The organism is Micromonospora sp. NBC_01392, from assembly GCF_045040125.1.
GTDB lineage: Bacteria > Actinomycetota > Actinomycetes > Mycobacteriales > Micromonosporaceae > Micromonospora.
Genome location: NZ_CP109549.1, coordinates 771,660 through 789,463 on the forward strand (window position 1 = coordinate 771,660; position 17,804 = coordinate 789,463).

19 protein-coding genes are annotated in these 17,804 nt (G+C 72.1%); 13 read left to right on the top strand and 6 right to left on the bottom strand.

Annotation, left to right across the window (positions count from 1 at the left end; genetic code table 11):
* The first annotated feature begins 1 nt into the window (after position 1).
* Both ligD (OG767_RS03635) and ligD (OG767_RS03640) read left to right on the top strand, forming a co-directional pair.
* Positions 2-940: a non-homologous end-joining DNA ligase gene (ligD, locus tag OG767_RS03635; protein WP_281943815.1), complete on the top strand. Its 939-nt coding sequence runs from the start codon at positions 2-4 to the stop codon at positions 938-940.
* On the top strand, positions 930-1,844 hold the full coding sequence (ligD, locus tag OG767_RS03640) for a non-homologous end-joining DNA ligase (RefSeq protein ID WP_405092144.1): 915 nt from the start codon (positions 930-932) through the stop codon (positions 1,842-1,844). Before ligD (OG767_RS03635) ends, ligD (OG767_RS03640) begins: the two co-directional genes overlap by 11 nt.
* Here ligD (OG767_RS03640) and OG767_RS03645 read toward each other — a convergent pair.
* A complete protein-coding gene (locus OG767_RS03645; protein WP_405092145.1) occupies positions 1,771-2,847 on the bottom strand; it encodes a hypothetical protein in 1,077 nt (358 codons plus the stop codon). The genes ligD (OG767_RS03640) and OG767_RS03645 overlap by 74 nt on opposite strands.
* A gap of 101 nt (positions 2,848-2,948) precedes the next feature.
* The gene (locus tag OG767_RS03650) at positions 2,949-3,323 is read right to left on the bottom strand and encodes a DUF4267 domain-containing protein (protein ID WP_405092146.1); all 375 of its coding nucleotides are present in this window, start codon (positions 3,321-3,323) and stop codon (positions 2,949-2,951) included.
* Positions 3,324-3,410: 87 nt separating this feature from the next.
* On the opposite strand from OG767_RS03650, the gene OG767_RS03655 reads away from it, so the two are divergent.
* The 7 genes from OG767_RS03655 (at position 3,411) to OG767_RS03685 (ending at position 9,743) form a co-directional block, all read left to right on the top strand.
* Positions 3,411-3,989 (top strand): TetR/AcrR family transcriptional regulator, encoded by a 579-nt coding sequence (locus tag OG767_RS03655; RefSeq protein WP_405092147.1) that lies wholly within the window; start codon positions 3,411-3,413, stop codon positions 3,987-3,989.
* 27 nt (positions 3,990-4,016) lie between these two features.
* Positions 4,017-4,739 (top strand): TIGR03089 family protein, encoded by a 723-nt coding sequence (locus OG767_RS03660; RefSeq protein WP_405092148.1) that lies wholly within the window; start codon positions 4,017-4,019, stop codon positions 4,737-4,739.
* A 172-nt stretch (positions 4,740-4,911) separates the two neighbouring features.
* Complete coding sequence (locus OG767_RS03665; RefSeq protein ID WP_405092149.1) at positions 4,912-5,772, top strand: GNAT family N-acetyltransferase; 861 nt, start codon at positions 4,912-4,914, stop codon at positions 5,770-5,772.
* A gap of 214 nt (positions 5,773-5,986) precedes the next feature.
* On the top strand, positions 5,987-7,678 hold the full coding sequence (locus OG767_RS03670) for an Eco57I restriction-modification methylase domain-containing protein (RefSeq protein ID WP_405092150.1): 1,692 nt from the start codon (positions 5,987-5,989) through the stop codon (positions 7,676-7,678).
* 3 nt (positions 7,679-7,681) lie between these two features.
* On the top strand, positions 7,682-8,401 hold the full coding sequence (locus tag OG767_RS03675; RefSeq protein ID WP_405092151.1) for a PaeR7I family type II restriction endonuclease: 720 nt from the start codon (positions 7,682-7,684) through the stop codon (positions 8,399-8,401).
* Between the two features lie 11 nt (positions 8,402-8,412).
* Entirely contained in the window at positions 8,413-8,616 is a 204-nt protein-coding gene (locus tag OG767_RS03680; protein WP_405092152.1) for a hypothetical protein, read from the top strand.
* A 176-nt stretch (positions 8,617-8,792) separates the two neighbouring features.
* Positions 8,793-9,743, top strand: a complete 951-nt coding sequence (locus OG767_RS03685) for a zinc metalloprotease (RefSeq protein ID WP_405092153.1) — start codon at positions 8,793-8,795, stop codon at positions 9,741-9,743.
* 67 nt (positions 9,744-9,810) lie between these two features.
* Here the strand turns inward: OG767_RS03685 and OG767_RS03690 are convergent, their stop codons facing one another.
* The gene (locus OG767_RS03690) at positions 9,811-10,104 is read right to left on the bottom strand and encodes a hypothetical protein (RefSeq protein ID WP_405092154.1); all 294 of its coding nucleotides are present in this window, start codon (positions 10,102-10,104) and stop codon (positions 9,811-9,813) included.
* Between the two features lie 76 nt (positions 10,105-10,180).
* Positions 10,181-11,860: a DNA repair helicase XPB gene (locus OG767_RS03695; protein WP_405092155.1), complete on the bottom strand. Its 1,680-nt coding sequence runs from the start codon at positions 11,858-11,860 to the stop codon at positions 10,181-10,183.
* Positions 11,861-12,032: 172 nt separating this feature from the next.
* On the opposite strand from OG767_RS03695, the gene OG767_RS03700 reads away from it, so the two are divergent.
* Together OG767_RS03700 and OG767_RS03705 are read left to right on the top strand one after the other, a co-directional pair.
* Positions 12,033-12,902 carry a L,D-transpeptidase family protein gene (locus tag OG767_RS03700; RefSeq protein ID WP_405092156.1) on the top strand — a complete coding sequence of 290 codons (870 nt, stop codon included), beginning with the start codon at positions 12,033-12,035 and terminating at the stop codon, positions 12,900-12,902.
* A 96-nt stretch (positions 12,903-12,998) separates the two neighbouring features.
* Positions 12,999-13,232 (top strand): hypothetical protein, encoded by a 234-nt coding sequence (locus OG767_RS03705; protein ID WP_281942742.1) that lies wholly within the window; start codon positions 12,999-13,001, stop codon positions 13,230-13,232.
* Position 13,233: 1 nt separating this feature from the next.
* Here OG767_RS03705 and OG767_RS03710 read toward each other — a convergent pair whose 3' ends face one another.
* A complete protein-coding gene (locus OG767_RS03710) occupies positions 13,234-15,699 on the bottom strand; it encodes a helicase-associated domain-containing protein (protein WP_405092157.1) in 2,466 nt (821 codons plus the stop codon).
* Between the two features lie 37 nt (positions 15,700-15,736).
* On the opposite strand from OG767_RS03710, the gene OG767_RS03715 reads away from it, so the two are divergent.
* Together OG767_RS03715 and OG767_RS03720 are read left to right on the top strand one after the other, a co-directional pair.
* On the top strand, positions 15,737-16,360 hold the full coding sequence (locus tag OG767_RS03715) for an HAD family hydrolase (RefSeq protein WP_405092158.1): 624 nt from the start codon (positions 15,737-15,739) through the stop codon (positions 16,358-16,360).
* Positions 16,361-16,388: 28 nt separating this feature from the next.
* Positions 16,389-16,775 carry a cold-shock protein gene (locus OG767_RS03720; protein WP_073826071.1) on the top strand — a complete coding sequence of 129 codons (387 nt, stop codon included), beginning with the start codon at positions 16,389-16,391 and terminating at the stop codon, positions 16,773-16,775.
* Here the strand turns inward: OG767_RS03720 and OG767_RS03725 are convergent.
* Positions 16,736-17,566, bottom strand: coding sequence for a 1,4-dihydroxy-6-naphthoate synthase (locus tag OG767_RS03725; protein WP_405092159.1), 831 nt, complete (start codon positions 17,564-17,566; stop codon positions 16,736-16,738). The genes OG767_RS03720 and OG767_RS03725 overlap by 40 nt on opposite strands.
* Positions 17,567-17,804: the final 238 nt, after the last annotated feature.

Below are 17,804 nucleotides of genomic sequence, written 5' to 3' on the forward strand. Positions count from 1 at the left end.
GGTGCCCGGCGCGCCGTTGAAGCCGATGCTCGCGATGACCGGGCAGCTCCCGGCCGGTGCCGCATGGGCGTACGAGTTCAAGTGGGACGGCATCCGCGCGCTCGCCGACATCTCCCACGGCGACCGGCACTTCTACGCCCGCTCCGGCGTCGAGATCACCACCGCGTACCCGGAACTGCTCAACCTGGCCGAGCAGGTCGACGACGCGCTGCTCGACGGCGAGGTGGTGATCTTCACGGACGGGCAGCCGTCGTTCACCGCGCTGGCCGAGCGGATGCACGTGCGCAACCCGGCCAAGGCGGCACGGCTGGCGGCGACCGCCCCGGTGACGTACATGATCTTCGACCTGCTGCGGCTCGACGGCGTGGACCTGACCGCCCGGCCCTGGCACGAGCGGCGGGCGGCGCTGGAGGCGCTCGGGCTCGGCGCCGCCCGGTGGGCGGTGCCGCCGGTCTTCACCGACGGGCCGGCCACCTACGCGGCGGCCGGGGAGCACGGGCTGGAGGGCGTGCTGGCCAAGCGGGCCGACTCGGCCTACCGGCCCGGGGTGCGCTCGCCGGACTGGGTGAAGGTCAAACTGGAGGTCACCGGCGACTTCGTGGTCGGCGGCTGGCGGCCGGGCGCACGCCGGGTCGGCGGGCTGCTGGTCGGCGTGCCCGGCCCGGACGGGCGGCTGGTCTACCGGGGGCGGGTCGGCGGCGGCATCGGCGCGGCCGTCGAACGGGAACTGCTGCGCGAGCTGGAGCCACTGCGCGCCGGCGCGTCACCGTTCGCCGGGGACGTGCCGCGCGAGGATGCGCGCGGAGCGATCTGGGTATCACCCCGGGTGGTGGTGGAGGTCAAGTACGGCCAACGCACCCCGGACGGGCGGCTGCGCTTCCCCCGGGTCCTGCGCCTGCGCCCGGACAAGCCGCCCGAGGAGGTCGAGGATGCCGGCTGACCGGTTCAAGGTCGAGGTCGAGGGGCGCTCCCTGGAGCTGTCCAACCTGGACAAGGTGCTCTTCCCGCAGGCCGGCTTCACCAAGGGTGAGGTGATCGACTACTACACCCGGATCGCTCCGGTGCTGCTGCCGCACCTGCGCGACCGCGCGCTCACCCGGATCCGCTTCCCCAACGGCGTCGACGGCGGCTCGTTCTTCGAGAAGAACGCACCGGCCGCGACCCCCGGTTGGGTACGCACCGAGAACCTGTCCGTCCCCGGGTCGACCAAGGGGCGGGAGACCATCGACTTCGTGGTCTGCGACGAGTTGCCCACGCTGGTCTGGCTGGCGAACCTGGCCGCGCTGGAGCTGCACACGCCGCAGTGGAAGGTCGGCGAACACCCGGACATGATGGTGGTCGACCTGGATCCGGGCGCCCCGGCGGCACTGCGACAGTGCTGCCAGGTGGCGCTGCTGATGCGCGACCGGCTGGCTGACGACGGGATCGACGCGTACCCGAAGACGTCCGGGAAGAAGGGCATGCAGCTCTGCTGCCCGATCGCCGGCACCCAGGACGCCGACGTCGTCTCCGGCTACGCCAAGCGGATCGCGCAGGAGCTGGAGCAGACGCACCCGAAGCTGATCGTGTCGAAGATGGCGAAGAACCTGCGCCCCGGCAAGATCTTCATCGACTGGAGCCAGAACAACGCGGCAAAGACGACCGTGGCGCCGTACTCGCTGCGCGCCCAGCCCGTACCGGCCGCCTCCACGCCGCTGACCTGGGACGAGGTGGCGGCCGGTGCGGCCGGGAAACGGCCGGCGACGCGGCCCTACACGGCCACCGAGGTGCTCAGGCGGGTGGCGAAGCAGGGCGATCTGCTGGCGCCGCTGCTCGACGGCGGTCCCGAGCTGCCCGCCCGCTGACCCGCCACCACGCGCCGCCGACCAGCAACAGCACGATCACGCTGATCGCCACGTCGCCCACCAGGTCGGCCACCGGGCCCGCCGGGGTGTAGGTCGGCACGCCGTACGCGAAGACGGCCGCGACGACCACGGCGGCCGAGCCGGCGGCGAGCACGTGGCGCTGCCCCCAGTCGGCCCGTCGGGACCAGTGCGTCAGCAGGACGGCGGTGACCACGGCGAGCGCGAGCGCGATGCCGATACCGGTCCACCCCGGCACGGCTCCGGCCCCGGCGTAGGCGACCAGCACCACCAGCCCCGCCCAGACGGGCCGCGGCGCGGTTTTGGCGGTCCGGCCGACGGGCGCGCCGGCGGCCGGGTCGATGCGCGCGTCGGCGGCGCGTCCGACGCGCAGCAGCGCGGCGGCGATCAGGGCCAGCGCCACGCCGGCGGCGACCGTGAGCTGGACCGGCGAGGCCAGGAAGCCCTTGCGCCCGCCGTCGTCGGCGAAGACCAGCAGGCTGCCGCCGAGCCAGAGCAGCGCGGCCACGACCAGGCCCGGACGACCCAGCCAGGGCCGCGACCGGCGACCCACCCCGAGGTACGACTCGACGAGCGCGATCGACGCGCAGATGGTCAACGCCACGTGGTTGCCCACGTAGTCGACCGCCTGCCGGGCGCTGAACCCGAGGCCGGGCACCAGCGTCGCCTCGGCGACGGTGCGGGCGTCGGCGAACTGGGTGTCGTCGAGGTAGTCCGGATTGAACAGCGACTGGTCGACCAGGCCGGCCTGGACCACGCCGAAGGCGGCGGCGAGCAGCACGATCCCCGGCCAGCCCAGTCCGAGCCGCCGGGCGGTCTCCCGGATCAAGAGCGCGGCCCCGCCGTACATCGGGGCGAGCACCAGCACCACGAACGGCATGCCGACGAGCGTGAATCCACCCCAGGAGCACTCGGCGGTCCAGGGCGCGAGCAGCAGCAACGCGACCGCCGGCGCGAGCCGCCGGCGCAGGGGTTCGGTCGTCATGCCCGCACCGTGCCGCAGCCGGCCGGCCCGTCGATACGGCCATCGGCCGAGGGGTCCGTGACCAAAGTCGACGGTCACGGACCCGAGGGGCGGCGGCTCGGCTAGAGCGCGAACAGCAGGGCGGCGTCGAGGAGGATGACCATCGCGGTGGCGAAGTGGATGCCGAAGGCGACGGCCCGGGTGCCGCCGTGCCGCAGCACGATGACGGTGTCGCCCAAGGGGGCGAGCGCGACGACAAGCATGAACCAGGCGACGGCGTCGGCGCTGGTGAAGGCGATCAGGGCGAGTCCCACCAGGCCGTAGGTGAGGTCGCGGACGCCCTTGATGGTGAGGTAGGCGGATTCGGCCCCACCCGTCGACGCCGGAACGCCGTAGCCGGCGGCGGCGTTCCGGGGCGTCGTCAGGAAGCGGACGCCGATGAAGACGATGAACAGGCTGAGGACGACGGCGAGCCCGTAGGCGAGGAAATTGAGCATTGTCGACTCCGAATCTAGCGCTGCTAGGGGTGAGAGCGACGCTAGCAGAGCGTCGATAGATTGCCTAGCGGTGCTAGGGTTGCGGCCATGTCCATCCAGGCGCGCCGAGAGCGGGAGCGGGCGGAGCGCGAGCGGGCCATCGTCGCCGCCGCTCGGGAACTGGCCGAGTCGGAGGGCTGGGACGCGGTCACCACCCGCCGGCTCGCCGCCGAGATCGAGTACAGCCAGCCCGTCCTCTACAGCCACTTCAAGGGCAAGGACGCCATCATGGCGGCAGTCGCCGTGGAAGGCTGCGGCGAGCTGGCCGCCGAACTCGCCGCCGCCCGCGCCGCCGCGGCCGACCCCCGGCAGGCGGTGGCCGGCATCGCTACGGCGTACGCCGCATTCGCCGAACGTCGGCCCGCGCTCTACGACGCGATCTTCAGGCTCCCCGTCGCCCTCTCCTTCGCCAGCCAGGATGCCCCGGTCGAGCTGGCCCGAGCCTTCGCCGAGCTGGCCGAAACCCTGCGTCCGTTCGCCGGTGGGGACGACCTGGAAACCTTCACCGAGACCTTCTGGAGCGGGCTGCACGGCCTGGTCACGTTGATGCGCGACGGTCGGCTGCGGCGGGCCGAACACGAACGTCGGCTGGCGCTCCTGGTGGACCGGTTCGCCCCGCTAGGCTGAGCCGGCCGCCCGGGAGGAGCACATCCGATGGCCACCCACGCACCCGCACCCGCTTCCGTCGCCACCGACGAGCCGCTGCTCAGCTACCTCGACGACGCCACCGGCGAACGCACCGACCTGACCGCGTCGCAGCTCGGCGCGTGGGTCGCCCGCAGCGCCGGGCTGCTGCGGGACGGCTGTGGGCTGCGCCCCGGTGACCGGGTGGCGGTGCTGCTGCCGCCGCACTGGCGTACCGCGGCGGTGCTGCTCGGCGCGTGGTCGGTCGGGCTGACGGTGTCCTTCCGGCCCCGGGCGCTGGCCGGGTTGCCGGCGCTGGAGCCGGGCGCGGACCGGCCCTTCGACGCGGTGTTCGTGACCCCGGAGCGCCTGGACGACTGGCTGGAGGACGTCCCCGAGGGGACCCACCGCTACCTGGTCGGCGTCCGTCCCGGCCCGGCCGACGAGGTGCCGCCGGGCTGGCTGGACTGGTCGACCGAGGTGCTGCGACACCCCGCCGAACCGCCGGACTACACGGCCGTGGACCCGGCCGACCCGGCCACGCCGGACGGCACCAGCTTCGGCGCGTGGCGTCGGCTGGCCGCGGAGATCGCCGCCCAGCTCGACCTGCGCCCCGGCGACCGCCTCCTGGTCGACCCGGTCGAACACGAGCAGCCCCTGAGGTGGCTGCTCGCCCCGCTCGCCGCCCGCGCCACCCTCGTGATCCACGCCAACCCCACCCACCCCGGCCCACCCCACACCCGCCGCCTCTGACCCCCCGGGGCCCGCGCCGATCTTGCAGTCGTGGCCCACGAGGTGTCCTTTTCGTGGCTTCATCGGGGCAGAAACTGCAAGATCAGCTTTGTGGAGGGGCGGGGAATCCGGTTGACGGGGGAGGGGTGTGGGGGCTTACTGCTCGCGATGGGGTCGCGGGCGGCAGGGGTGCATGGTGGGTGGGACAAAAGGGCTGGTCTGGCGGGAGTACGGGGAGGAAGACCTCGCCGTGTTGACCGGGCTGGTTGAGGCGTGCCTCGGTGTCGACGGCGGGTTGCCGCTGTTCGCGCGTACCCCGTTGACGCGGGCGCGGCTGGTGCAGACGCGTACCCTCGGCGCCTGGCACGACGGCGGCCTGGTCGCGGCCGTGAGCGTCGGCGCGGACCGCACGCCGGTCACCGCCACCGGCCTTGTGCATCCGGCGTGGCGGGGGCGGGGGATCGGCTCCCGGCTGCTGGACTGGGCCGGCGAGCAGGCCGGCGACGCGGACCTGCTGCTCACCACCGAGACGTGGACCGCCGACGCCGAGGCGCTGTTCGCCGCGCGCGGACTACGGCGGACGTTCCTGGAACGGGTGCTGCGGCACGACCTCGGCGCGCCGCCCGACGTGGCCGCGCCGGACGGCGTCACGCTGGAGCCGGCCACGCTCGGCCCGGAGCTGTTCGACACCTACCGCGTGTCGTTCGCCGACCGGCCCGGCTTCGTCGAGCCGGCGGCCGAGGAGTGGTTGGGTGACCTGCGCGACGACGAGGGCTACCGACCGGAGTTGTCGCTGATCGCGCGTGGACCGGACGGCGGCGCGGTCGGCTTCGTCACCGTGCTCGACACCTGGGTCGACCAGGTCGGCGTGGTGCCCGGCTGGCGCGGCCGGCGGGTCGGCGCGTACCTGGTGGCTCGGGTGCTGCGCGGGCTCGCCGAGGCGGGCGCGGACGCCGCGTGGCTCTGCGTCAACGACGACAACCCGGCGGCCGGGCTGTACCGCCGGCTCGGCTTCCGCGAGGCCGGCCGTCGGGCGCGCTACCTGCGTCGCTGACGGACGACCCGACGCAGACGGGGTGAATTGTCGACGACGTCAACGAACGGGAAGTGGGCGAGCGGTCTGCTGGGCGTGTTGGTGGGCCGCCCCGGCCGGGGCGTCTTTGTTGCCGAGTACCCACGTCGCTGACGGCTGAGACGGTCGTGATGGGATCGGTCTTGACCGCGTGCGGGGCCGAGTTGTGGGCATTCCGCTGCCCTATGCTCGTCGAGTGAAGGCGGTAGCAGCACAGACACGGCAGCTTGTGTCAGGCGAGACGGTGCCGTTCCTGACGGCCATCCCGGCGGAGTCGGTCGAACACGGCGAGGTGTTCACCCGGCGTTGGGTTGTCGAGTTGATCCTCGATCTTGCTGGGTACACCGCCGACCGTGATCTTGCTGAGCTGGTGGCGGTCGAGCCGGCGTGTGGCGGCGGCGCCTTCCTGGCGGTGATGGCGTCCCGCCTCAGCGCCTCGTGCCGTAAGCACGACCGACCGCTCCTCGACGCCAAGTCAGCTCTGCGCGCCTTCGACCTGCTCGCCCCGAACGTGGCTACCAGTAGGGCGCTCATCCGGAACGTGCTGGTTGATGAGGGTTGGTCGCTTCCCGAAGCGCGCGAGGCGACAACGGCGTGGGTGCGCCAAGGTGACTTTCTGCTCGACCCGCATGTGCCGACTGGGGTGGACTTCGTCGTAGGTAATCCGCCCTACGTCCGTCTTGAGGATGTGCCTCCGGACCGCATGCAGGCCTACCGAGCAGCCTGCCCCACCATGACGGGTCGGTCGGATCTCTACGTCGGCTTCTACGAACGCGCGCTGCGATCCCTGCGCGTAGGAGGAGTCCTCGCGTTCATCTGTGCGGACCGTTGGATGCGCAACCAGTACGGGCGTCAGTTGCGAGAGTTCGTCGCCGCGGGTTACAGCGTCGACGCCACCATCAGCATGCATGATGTCGATGCGTTCGAGGAGCAGGTGTCGGCGTATCCGGCCGTCACTGTGCTGCGCCGAGCCCAGCAGGGTGCCGCCATGGTCGCGGATACGCGACGAGGCTTCGGGCCACAGGACGCACCAGAACTGGTGGAGTTGATCCACGCTACGGAACAGCGGACCGCGGCGAACGGCAGTTTCGAGGTGGCCCGGTTGCCCCACTGGTTTACCGGGGGCGAGTCCTGGCCCGCTGGCTCACCATCGAGGATCGCGCTGATCGAGACATTGAACGACCGTTTCCCCCCGCTTGAGGATCAGAGCACCGGAACTCGGGTCGGCATCGGTGTAGCGACGGGCGCTGACAAGGTCTTTGTCACCACGCACGCCGACGTCGAGCCACGGCGACTGCTGCCGTTGTCCATGGTCAAGGACACTACTTCGGGGACTTTTTCCTGGTCGGGTCACTATCTGGTGAACCCTTGGGACGCGGAAGGCGCCCTCGTCGACTTGGCTTCGCTGCCGCGACTGCGGGAGTACTACCAACGGCACGCGGCGGCCCTCAAAGGCCGACACGTGGCGGGCAGGCGGCCGGCGCACTGGTACCGGACCATCGACAAGGTCGATCATTCTCTGATCGATCGACCAAAGCTGCTTTTTCCGGACATGAAGACCGTGATCCATCCGGTGCTGGATGAGGGCGGCTTCTATCCTCACCACAACCTGTACTACATCGTCTCCGACGTCTGGGATCTGCGGGTACTGGGCGGGTTGTTGTTGTCAGGCGTGGCACAGGCCTTTGTGGAGGCTTATGCGGTTAAGATGCGGGGAGGCACCCTTCGCTTCCAGGCTCAGTACCTGCGTCGGATCCGTGTACCCAGGCCCGAGAACGTCTCGGCCGCTGACTGTGCCGCGCTTGCCGCCGCCTTTGACGAACGGGATTCACGAGCGGCGACGAAGGTTGCGCTGCGTGTGTACGGAATCGAGGCGATGGGGGAGTAGCCGGTGGATCAGCGCTCATGGGAAGCGGCGGTACGTAGCTCCTGGGACATCCGGGAGTCACAGGCTGCGAAAAAGTTGCTGGGTGGCAAGACCGATACCGGTGGGCGAGGCGCGGTCACCGGCGGTGCTCACCTCGACGCGCTGACCACATTGCTTGCCCAGGTGTTCCTCGATGCTGGATTCCCACGCGATGCCGTTCGCTCCAAGTCCAAGGTCGAGTTACCTGGCTACTTCCGGCCGACGAAGAAGTGGGACCTGGTGGTGCTTCACGAAGGTGAACTGGTCGCCGCCATCGAGTTGAAGTCCCACGTCGGTCCGTCCTTCGGCAACAACTTCAACAACCGGAACGAAGAGGCGATCGGCAGCGCGATCGACCTGCGGCGGGCCTACGATCACGGACTGCTCGGTCGGCTGCGGCCTTGGCTGGGATATGTATTGCTCGTGGAAGAGGCGCCAGCCTCCCTCCGCCCGGGCATGCCGAGGAGCGGCACCTTTCCGATCGACCCCGCTTTTACCAAGACATCATATGTCGATCGCTACGTGATTCTGTGCAAGCGGCTTCGCAGCGCCGGCCTCTATGACGCAACCTGTCTCGTCACCTCCTCTCGCGAGGCCGATGCTCCGGTCCGGCAGCCCGATCTTGAGGTTGGTTTCCCCGCATTCGTCGGTGCCATCATGGATCGGACTGAGGAGTTCGGCGTCGTGCAGCCCAAGCGAAACTAAACTCGCGGGTGATGTGCGAATCCTGTCCCGGACCTTCCCGCTTCACCTACCGCGCCACGTGGTCGGCCGAGGACCATGAGTTCGTCGCCACCTTTGCCGAGTTCCTGTCCCTCTCGTGGCTGGACGCCGACGAGATCGAGGCGCTGCGAGGGCTCCAGGATCTCCTGCGTGGGGTGATCGCCGACATGGCGCACCAGGACGAGCAGGTCCGTTGAGTCGTTTCCGCTCTCAGCTCGAAAGGGCCGGAAGGCAGTACCGCCTCGGGCGGGCGGGGACTGTTGCGGAGGCCGCTGACGTGGTCTTATGTCGGAACGACGACGTCATCGACCCGCAGCTTTGACAACCCCGCGTCGGTTCCGTGTTCCTTTCATGCCTCTCGAAAGGTGCAGCGATGCACAGGAGACCGACAATCCACCTGGCGGTGCTGGCCACGGCCGCCGCCACGTTCCTGACCGGCGGAGCGCACGCCACGGCCGCACCCGTGACCGCCTCCGCCCAGGTCGCCGCCTGCCAGCCGGGCGCCGACCAGCACAGCGTCGCCCGGGTGAGCGAGGGCGCCACCGCCCAGGAGCCGGAGCTCTACTCGAAGAACGAGGCCAACGCGTACGGCGTGATCAAGGACGCTCCGCGCCTGGCCAACGGCAGCGTCACCGTGCCGACGATCTTCCACATGATCTCCGACCACGAGCTGGGCGCGGCCGAGAAGGCCCGGTGGAACACGCTGATCGCGGCGCAGATGACCGTGCTCAACGACTCGTACGCCGGCCGCACCGCCGCCGACGCCTCGGACACGCCGTTCCGCTTCTCGCTCGTCGACACCACCTGGACCGTGAACAGCGCCTGGTACACGGTCGAGCCGGGCAAGAACGAGCGGGACATGAAGAAGGCGCTCTACACCGGCGACTCCCGCACGCTCAACGTCTACGCGGCGAACATCGGCGGTGGGCTGCTCGGCTGGGCGTACTTCCCGAAGGGCTACAACAACGGCCGCGACTACATCGACGGCGTGGTCATGCTCGACGAGTCGATGCCGGGCGGTACGGCCGGCAAGTACGCGCTCGGCGACACGCTCACCCACGAGGTGGGGCACTGGCTGATGCTGGAGCACACGTTCGCGCACGGCTGCTCCGCCTCCGGCGACTTCGTCGCCGACACGCCGCGTGAGGCGGCGCCCCAGTTCAACTGCCCGGTCGGCGCGGACACCTGCACCGCGCCCGGCCTCGACCCGATCCACAACTTCATGGACTACACGCAGGACTCCTGCATGGACATGTTCACCCCCGGCCAGGCCGACCGGATGAGCGACGCCTGGGTCGCGTTCCGCGCCGGCGGCCAGGGCTGACGCGCGGGAGGGGACGGCCACCTCGCACCTCGGCCGTCCCCTCCGTTGCCCGAAACAGCAGCCCGAATCAGCAGGTCGTGTTGCCCAGCGGCACCCAGCCGTCCAGCGACGGGTCCTCGGCGCCGTGGCCGTACACCCAGGCGTCGTCGTCCTCGGCCCAGCCCCCGTGCGCGCGGAACCCACGCCCGGCGGTCAGGGTGCGCAGCACCATGCCGTGCGGCGCGGCCCGCAGCCAGGTGTTCTGCGTGAGGTTGCAGACGACGCCGGGCGCGTCGCTCGCCGAGGCCGGCGTGGCCGCCACGGCCGCGCCGGCGAGGCCGACGGTGGCGACCGTCAGTGCGGAGAGAATACGTCGTTTCACTCGGGTCCCTTCCGGTGTCCAGTGACGGCCACGATTGTGCCACTGTGGACCGACAGCCGGGCGGACCCGATTCGCCCTACTCGACCGTCGGCAGTTTCGGGCCGAGCACGTCGTCGGCGTCCACGATCGTGTACGCGTACCCCTGCTCGGCCAGGAACCGCTGCCGGTGCGCGGCGTACTCGGTGTCGATGGTGTCCCGCGAGACCACGGTGTAGAAGTGCGCCTGCCGGCCGTCGGCCTTCGGGCGGAGCACCCGGCCCAGCCGTTGCGCCTCCTCCTGCCGCGACCCGAACGTGCCGGACACCTGGATCGCCACCGCCGCCTCCGGCAGGTCGATCGAGAAGTTGCCCACCTTCGAGATCACCAGGGTGCGGATCTCACCGGAGCGGAACGCGTCGAACAGCCGCTCACGCTCCTTGTTCGTGGTGGACCCCTGCACGATCGGCGCGTCCAGGTATTCCCCCAACTGGTGCAACTGGTCGAGGAAACCACCGATCACCAGCACCTGCTCCTGCGGGTGCCGCTCCACCAGCGCGCGGACCACCGGCAGCTTGGTGCGGGCGGTCGCCGCCATCCGGTAGCGCTCCTCCGCCTCCGCCGTCGCGTACGCCAGCCGCTCCGCGTCGGTGAGCGTCACCCGTACCTCGGTGCACTCCGCCGGCGCGATCCAGCCCTGCTGCTCGATGTCCTTCCACGGCGCGTCGTACCGCTTCGGGCCGATCAGGCTGAACACGTCGCCCTCCCGGCCGTCCTCGCGTACCAGCGTCGCGGTGAGGCCCAGCCGGCGGCGGGCCTGGAGGTCCGCCGTGAAGCGGAAGATCGGCGCGGGCAGCAGGTGCACCTCGTCGTAGACGACCAGGCCCCAGTCGCGGGCGCCGAACAGGTCCAGGTGGGTGAACGCGCCGCCGCGCCGCGAGGTGAGCACCTGGTACGTGGCGATGGTGACCGGACGGATCTCCTTGCGCTCGCCCGAGTACTCGCCGATCTCCTCCTCGGTCAGCGACGTGCGGGCGATCAGCTCCCGCTTCCACTGCCGGCCCGCCACCGTGTTCGTGACCAGGATCAGCGTGGTCGCCTTCGCCTCCGCCATCGCCGCGGCCCCGACCAGCGTCTTGCCGGCGCCGCAGGGCAGCACCACCACGCCCGACCCGCCGGCCCAGAACGCCTCCACCGCCTCCCGCTGGTACGACCGCAGCGTCCACGGCCTGCCGCCGTCCTTGCCGGACTCGGCCAGCTCGATCGGGTGTGCCTCGCCGTCCACGTACCCGGCCAGGTCCTCCGCCGGCCAGCCGAGCTTGAGCAGCGCCTGCTTGAGCCGGCCCCGCTCGGACGGGTGCACCGCGATGGTGTCGTCGTCCAGCTTCGCGCCGAGCATGCCGGCGAGCTTCTTGCTCTTGGCGACCTCGATCAGCACCACCCGGTCCAGGGCACGCAGCACCAGCCCGTGCACCGGGTCGTTGGCGAGCTGGAGCCGGCCGTACCGGTCCATCGTCTCGGCCACGTCGACGAGCAGCCCGTGCGGCACCGGGTAGCGCGAATACTTGATCAGGGAGTCGACCACGCCCTCCGCGTCGTGACCGGCCGCCCGCGCGTTCCACAGCCCCAGCGGGGTGAGCCGGTACGTGTGCACGTGCTCGGGGGAGCGCTCCAACTCGGCGAACGGCGCGATGGCCATCCGGCAGGCCTGCGCATCCGGGTGGTCGATCTCCAGCAGCAGCGTCTTGTCCGACTGCACGATCAGTGGTCCACCGCTCACGCCGCGTCCTCCTCGCCTGGCCCGGAAACCTGCCCGCACGGCGGCTGACCTGCCGCAGGCGGACCATCCAGTGTTGCACGCCGGGGAATGTCGGAAAAAAGTCTCGCTGGACAGGCAACGTCATACTCCTCTCACACGTCTAGCAAGCGGGACAACTGTCCAGGGAGGGCCCATGAAGCGTGTCCGGTTTCTCGCCCGGGTCGCCGGCCTGGCGGTGGTCGTGCTGGTCGGCGTCGGCGCGTGCGCGCTCGATCCGCAGACGGAGGGCGCCGGGGTCACCACCCCCGCGCCGGTCGGGCTGACGGAGGGAGCATCGGGGGCGAGCGCGCCGCCCACGCCCGAACGGTCGGCCACGTCCCCGTCGGCGCAGCCGAGCCGGACGGCCACGCCGAAACCCTCCCGGTCGCCGTCGGCGACCGCCTCCCCGAAACCCAGGCCGGAGCCGAGCCGGTCCGCCGGGTGCCCGCAGGGCGAGCAGCAGCGGGCCGTGGAGCGCTACCTGAGCCGGCTGGGCGGGTTCGGGACGCTGACCGTGGACGGCGCGCAGTCCGCCGCCGACTGCGTCGCGATCAAGAAGTTCCAGACCCGGTACGGCATCAGCCCGGCCTCCGGTCGCGCCGGCCCCACCACGTACGACGTGGCGAAGCGGCTGGCCGACACCGACGTGTCCCGCTGCCGGGCCGGCACCCGGCTCACGTTCTGCGTGGATCTGACCCGGCAGACCGTGTGGGCGATGCGCGGCGGCAAGGTGGTGCTCGGCCCGACCGTCACCCGCACCGGCATGTCCGGCTACGCCACGCCGGCCGGCACGTACTCGGTCGGCTGGAAGAACCTGCGCGAGTGGTCCAACCCGTACGAGGTGTGGCTGCCGTACTGGCAGCAGTTCAACGGCGGCATCGGCTTCCACGAGACCACCACCTACCTGCACAACGGCGCGATCGGCTCGCACGGCTGCGTCAACCTGCTGCACCGCGACGCGGTCCGCCTCTGGGAGCTGGGCTCGGTCGGCACCCGGGTGGTGGTGTTCGGCCGCCGCCCGTGACCGGACCGTCCGGATCAGGGTTTTAACCCCTGTCCGCGCGGTTCGGTCGGTGCCACTCTGGAAGCCGGGTCCACCACGGGGCGGGGAGGGGCTGGCATGACCGTCGATCAGGACGTGCTTCCCGAGGACGAGCGGACGCCGCCGCAGGTCTCCACCGCGGTGCTGGTGGGCTACGCGACCGCCGCCGCGGGCGTGTTCGGTTGGTTCCTGTTCGGGCTGCTGGTGCAGCGGCAGGGCTTCGTCGACTCGGTCGGCGAGTCCGCCGGCGCGGCGTTCGCGCTGCTGCTGGCGATCTCGGTGATCGGCACGTTGCGCCGCAACGGGGAGTGAGTCACTCCTCCAGCACGGCGGCCGTGATCCGGTGCAGCGCGAACGTGTGCAGCATCTCGGTGCGGTCGTCCTCGGCGCGCAGGTAGCCGGCGCCGATCGAGACCGGTCGGACCAGCCGGGACGCGGTCGCCCCGTGCGCGTCGACGTAACCCACCCAGACCCGCGCCTTGTCCCGTACCGCCTGCTGGAGCACCGCCAACGCGTCGCCGTGCCCGGGCACCGCCGTCGGGCCGGTGACCGCCGGCCCGCCGCGGACCACCGCCGGGGCCCGCCGCGCCGCCCGGGCCGCCGCCTCGCCCCGGCGGATCTGCTCCACCACGCCGAGCAGCCGGGGCATCGGCAGCCTCGGCGTGGCCAGCGGGTCCACCGTCCGGCCGGTGAGCGGCGTCCGGGCCGGCGCCCGCCGGTTCTTCGGCCGGGACAGCACCGTCGCGCCGCTGGCGTCCTCGGGCACCGGCGCGTATCCCGCGTCGCGCAACGCGAGCAGCATCCGGTTGACCTGGTACGGGGTGACCAGCACGGTCGGGGCCAGCCGGCGGAACGCCAGCGACTCCAGCCGCCGGTCCGCCTGCACCTCGGTGAGCAGCGCCTCGTCGTCGCTGCGCACGTAGCCCCCGGCCGAACCGACCCGCAGCCCGCCGTGCTTGCGGGCCACGTCGTCCACCAGGTAGGTCAGCCCCTGCGGCACCGGGGTACGCGACCGGCGGCGGAACAGCGCGTGCAGGTCGTCGGCGGTGTACCCGGCGTCCAGTGCCCGTCGGATGCTGGCCGTGGTCACCCGGTGCACGCTCGCCCCGCCCGTCGACTCGTGCTCGGCCACCACGTCCAGCTCGGCGGCGAGCGCCGGGTCGGGCGGGCCGGGCACCACCACGCTCAGGTCGGCCTGTACGAGGAAGTGGTCGACCGGGGCGGGCAGCAGCCCGTCCAGTGCGCGTACCGCCGTCGACGGGTCGCCCGACTCGGCGTCGGAGCGCAGCCCCAGCGGGTCGTCGCCGCGCTCGTCGGCGTCGGCCAGCTCGGCCAGCAGCAGCCGCCCGTACGAGGTGAGCGCGCCCAGCCCGGTCACCCCGAGCCGGGCCGCCTCGGCCAGCACGTCGCGGTGCGCCGTCTCCCGTCCCCGGGCCCGTCGGGGCGCCCGCCACTCCAGCAGCGCCAGCACCTCGTCCGGTGTCGGCGCGGTGGCCGCCGGCAGGTCGGCCAGCACGGCGAGCACCGCGCGGCGGGCGGCCGGCGCCCCGGCACGTTCCGCCTCCGGCGAGAGCACCGAGATCGGCCGGTCCCGGTCGTCCCGCTGACCGACGAGGCCCACCTGCCGGGTCATCGCCAGCCACGCCCGGGCGAGCTGCTCCCAGCGCTGGGCGAGCGACGCCGCGCGCCACACCTCGTACCCGCCGGTGGGCGCGATCTGCTGGTCGCCGCCGTACCGGGTGGTGGCCGCGCCGGTCAGCTCCAGCTCGCCGGTCAGCCCTGCCGCGTACGCCACCTCGAAGATCAGCGCGGTGGTCGGCTCGTCCAGCCCGAGGAGCCGGGCGAGCCGGCGCAGGTCGCGTACGCCGACGCCGCCGGACCGCAGGACCGGGGCCGGCTCGACGACAAGCGCCTCCAGCAGCGCCTCGGTGTGCCGGACCACCTCCATGGTCTGCCCGGCCCCGGCCGAGTCGACGGCCTTGGTCTCCCGGGGCGGGGCGGACACCTCGGGCGGGCTGGTGCGCAGCGGGCCGAGCGGACCGGTGTCGCGGCGCAGCACCAGCCCCACCTCCCGGGGCAGCTCGACCGTGCCGTGGGGACCGCCGGACATCCGTACCAGCAGGTGGTGCTCGACCAGCCAGCGGATCGGGGAGCCGGTGGGCGCGCCGCCGTTGACCAGGTCGGGTGGGAGCACGTCCTCGCCGCCGGTGGCGGGGGCCTCCAGCGCGCCGGGCGCCACGGTGCCGACCGGCGGCCCCGCGGCGAGCCGGTCCAGGACCGCCCGGGCCGACGGCGGCGCGGCGAGCAGCGCCCGCCGCAGCTTCGCCGGGTCCGCGCAGAGGGCCGCCGCGCGCGCGTCCAGCTCCGCCGCCGGGCGACCCAGCCCCGCCGGGTACGGGGACACCTCGTCGACGCCGCCGACCACGGTCAGGTCGTGCTCGGGGCCGTACAGCAGGAACCGCGCCCGGAGCCGGTCGACGGCGGCCCGGACCGCGGTCGGGGCGGGCGGGTGCGGCCCGGCGGTGGCCGTGGCGAGGATCTGGTCGGTGGAGGTGGCGCCGTCGGGGCCCCGGGTGAGCCGGGCGGCGTCGAGGATCTGGAGGGTGAACTGGTCCAGCCCGTCGAGCGCCCGGGCCACGGAGACCCGGGACTGGGCGCGCAGGGCGAGAGCGGACACGTCCGCCGGCACCGGCACGACGAGGTCCGGCCGCAGTTGGAGCAGGGCAGCCAGCGACTCGTCGGGGAGGGCCCGCAGATGGTCGGCGAGTGAGGTGGTCATCGTCGTACCACGCTAGCCCGCTGGGTACGTTCTCGGCATGTCTCCGCTGATGGTCGGCTTCGACCTCGACATGACCCTGGTCGACTCCCGTCCCGGGATCGCCGCCGCGTACCGGGCCCTGACCGAGCGCACCGGCGTGCCGGTGGACGCGGAACTGGCGGTGTCCCGGCTGGGCCCGCCGCTGCGTACCGAGCTGGCGCACTGGTTTCCGCCGGAGCGGATCGAGGAGGCGGTGACGCTCTACCGCGAGCTGTATCCCGCGTACGCGATCACGCCGACGGTGCCGATGCCGGGCGCGGAGGCCGCGGTGCGCGCGGTGCACGAGCGCGGTGGGCGGGTGATGGTGGTGACCTCGAAGATCGGCCGGCTGGCGAAACTGCACCTGGATCACCTCGACCTGGCCGTCGACGAGCTGGCCGGCGACCTGTTCGCGGAGCAGAAGGCGACCGCGCTGCGGGAGCACGGTGCGACGCTCTACGTGGGTGACCACGTGGCCGACATGGCGGCCGCACGAGCAGCGGGAATCCCAGGCGTGGGAGTGGCAACGGGCCCTTGCTCGGCGGCCGAGTTGAGCGCGGCCGGGGCCGAACTGGTGCTTGATGATCTCGGCGAATTCCCGGCGGCGGTGGACCGGATCATCGGGCTAGCCTTGGAGGGGTAGACGGTTCGAGTGGAGCGGGGTTCGACAGGTGCCGACGGGTCGAGTGAAGTGGTACGACGCGGCCAAGGGATACGGGTTCGTCACCAGTGACGAGGGTGGCGACGTGTTCCTGCCCAAGGGCGCGCTACCGGCGGGTGTCGCCGACCTGAAGGGTGGCCAGCGGGTCGATTTCAGCGTGGTGGACAGCCGGCGGGGCGCCCAGGCCATGGGCGTGAAGCTGCTGGAGGCGCCGCCGTCCGTGGCGGAGCTGCGTCGTCGGCCGGCCGAGGAACTGCACGGCCTGGTCGAAGACATGATCAAGGTGCTGGAGGCGAAGGTCCAGCCGGACCTGCGCCGGGGTCGTTTCCCGGATCGCAAGGCCGCGCAGAAGATCGCTCAGCTGGTCCACGCGGTGGCGCGGGAGCTGGAGGTCTGAGGGACGAGCCCGGCGTCGGCGGCCCGGCCCAGCAGCGCCTCCACGGCGGCGAAGCCGGCCTCACCCAGGTCGGCGGTGAACTCGTTGACGTAGAGGCCGATGTGCCGGTCCACCACGTCGGGCTCCATCTCCTGCGCGTGCGCGAGGACGTACCCGCGGCTGGCCTCCGGGTCCGCCCAGGCCTGCCGCACCGACTCGCGGACCCAGGCGGCGGCCGCGACCGGGTCGACCGCGCCACGCCGGGCCAGGATCGCGCCGAGCGGGATCGGCAGCCCGGTGTCGCCCTCCCACCATTCGCCCAGGTCGACAAGCGCGGTCAGCCCGTGGCGCGGGTAGGTGAAGCGGGCCTCGTGGATCACCAGGCCGGCGTCGTACCGGCCGGCCGCCACGCCCGGCATGATCTCGTGGAACGGCACCACCTCGATCCGCTTGGGCGTCCGCCCGGCGGCCCAGAGCCGGAACAGCAGGTACGCCGTGGTCCGCTCGCCGGGCACCGCCACCGTCGCGCCGGACAGGTCGGCCCGGTCGCCCCGGGTGAGCACCAGCGGGCCGCAGCCCCGGCCCAGCGCGCCTCCGCAGGGCAGCAGATGGTAGTCGTCGAGCAGCCACGGCAGCGCCGCGTAGCTCACCTTCACCAGGTCGAACGCTCCCCGCTCGGCGGCCGTGTTGGTGACGTCCACGTCCGCGTAGGTCACCTCGACCGGCGGCGCACCGGCCACCCGGCCGTGCACCAGCGCGTCGAAGACGAACGTGTCGTTCGGGCAGGGGGAGATCGCCAGGGAGAGCGCCATGCCCCCACCGTAACGCCGCCCGTAACGCCGCCCGCGATGCCGCCCGCCGGGCCGGCCCGGCCGGTGTGACCGAGGCGGCTCGCTCGCTCCCGGGGATGACGGAGGTGGTGTTCGTTGGTCCCTGCGAACTTGATGGCGTGGACGGGTCGGGCATCGGGGCGGCGCGTCTGACCCATCTGTGCCATCAAGTTCGCAGGGCATCGGGAGGACCACCTCATCCCCAGCGGAGTGACTTTTC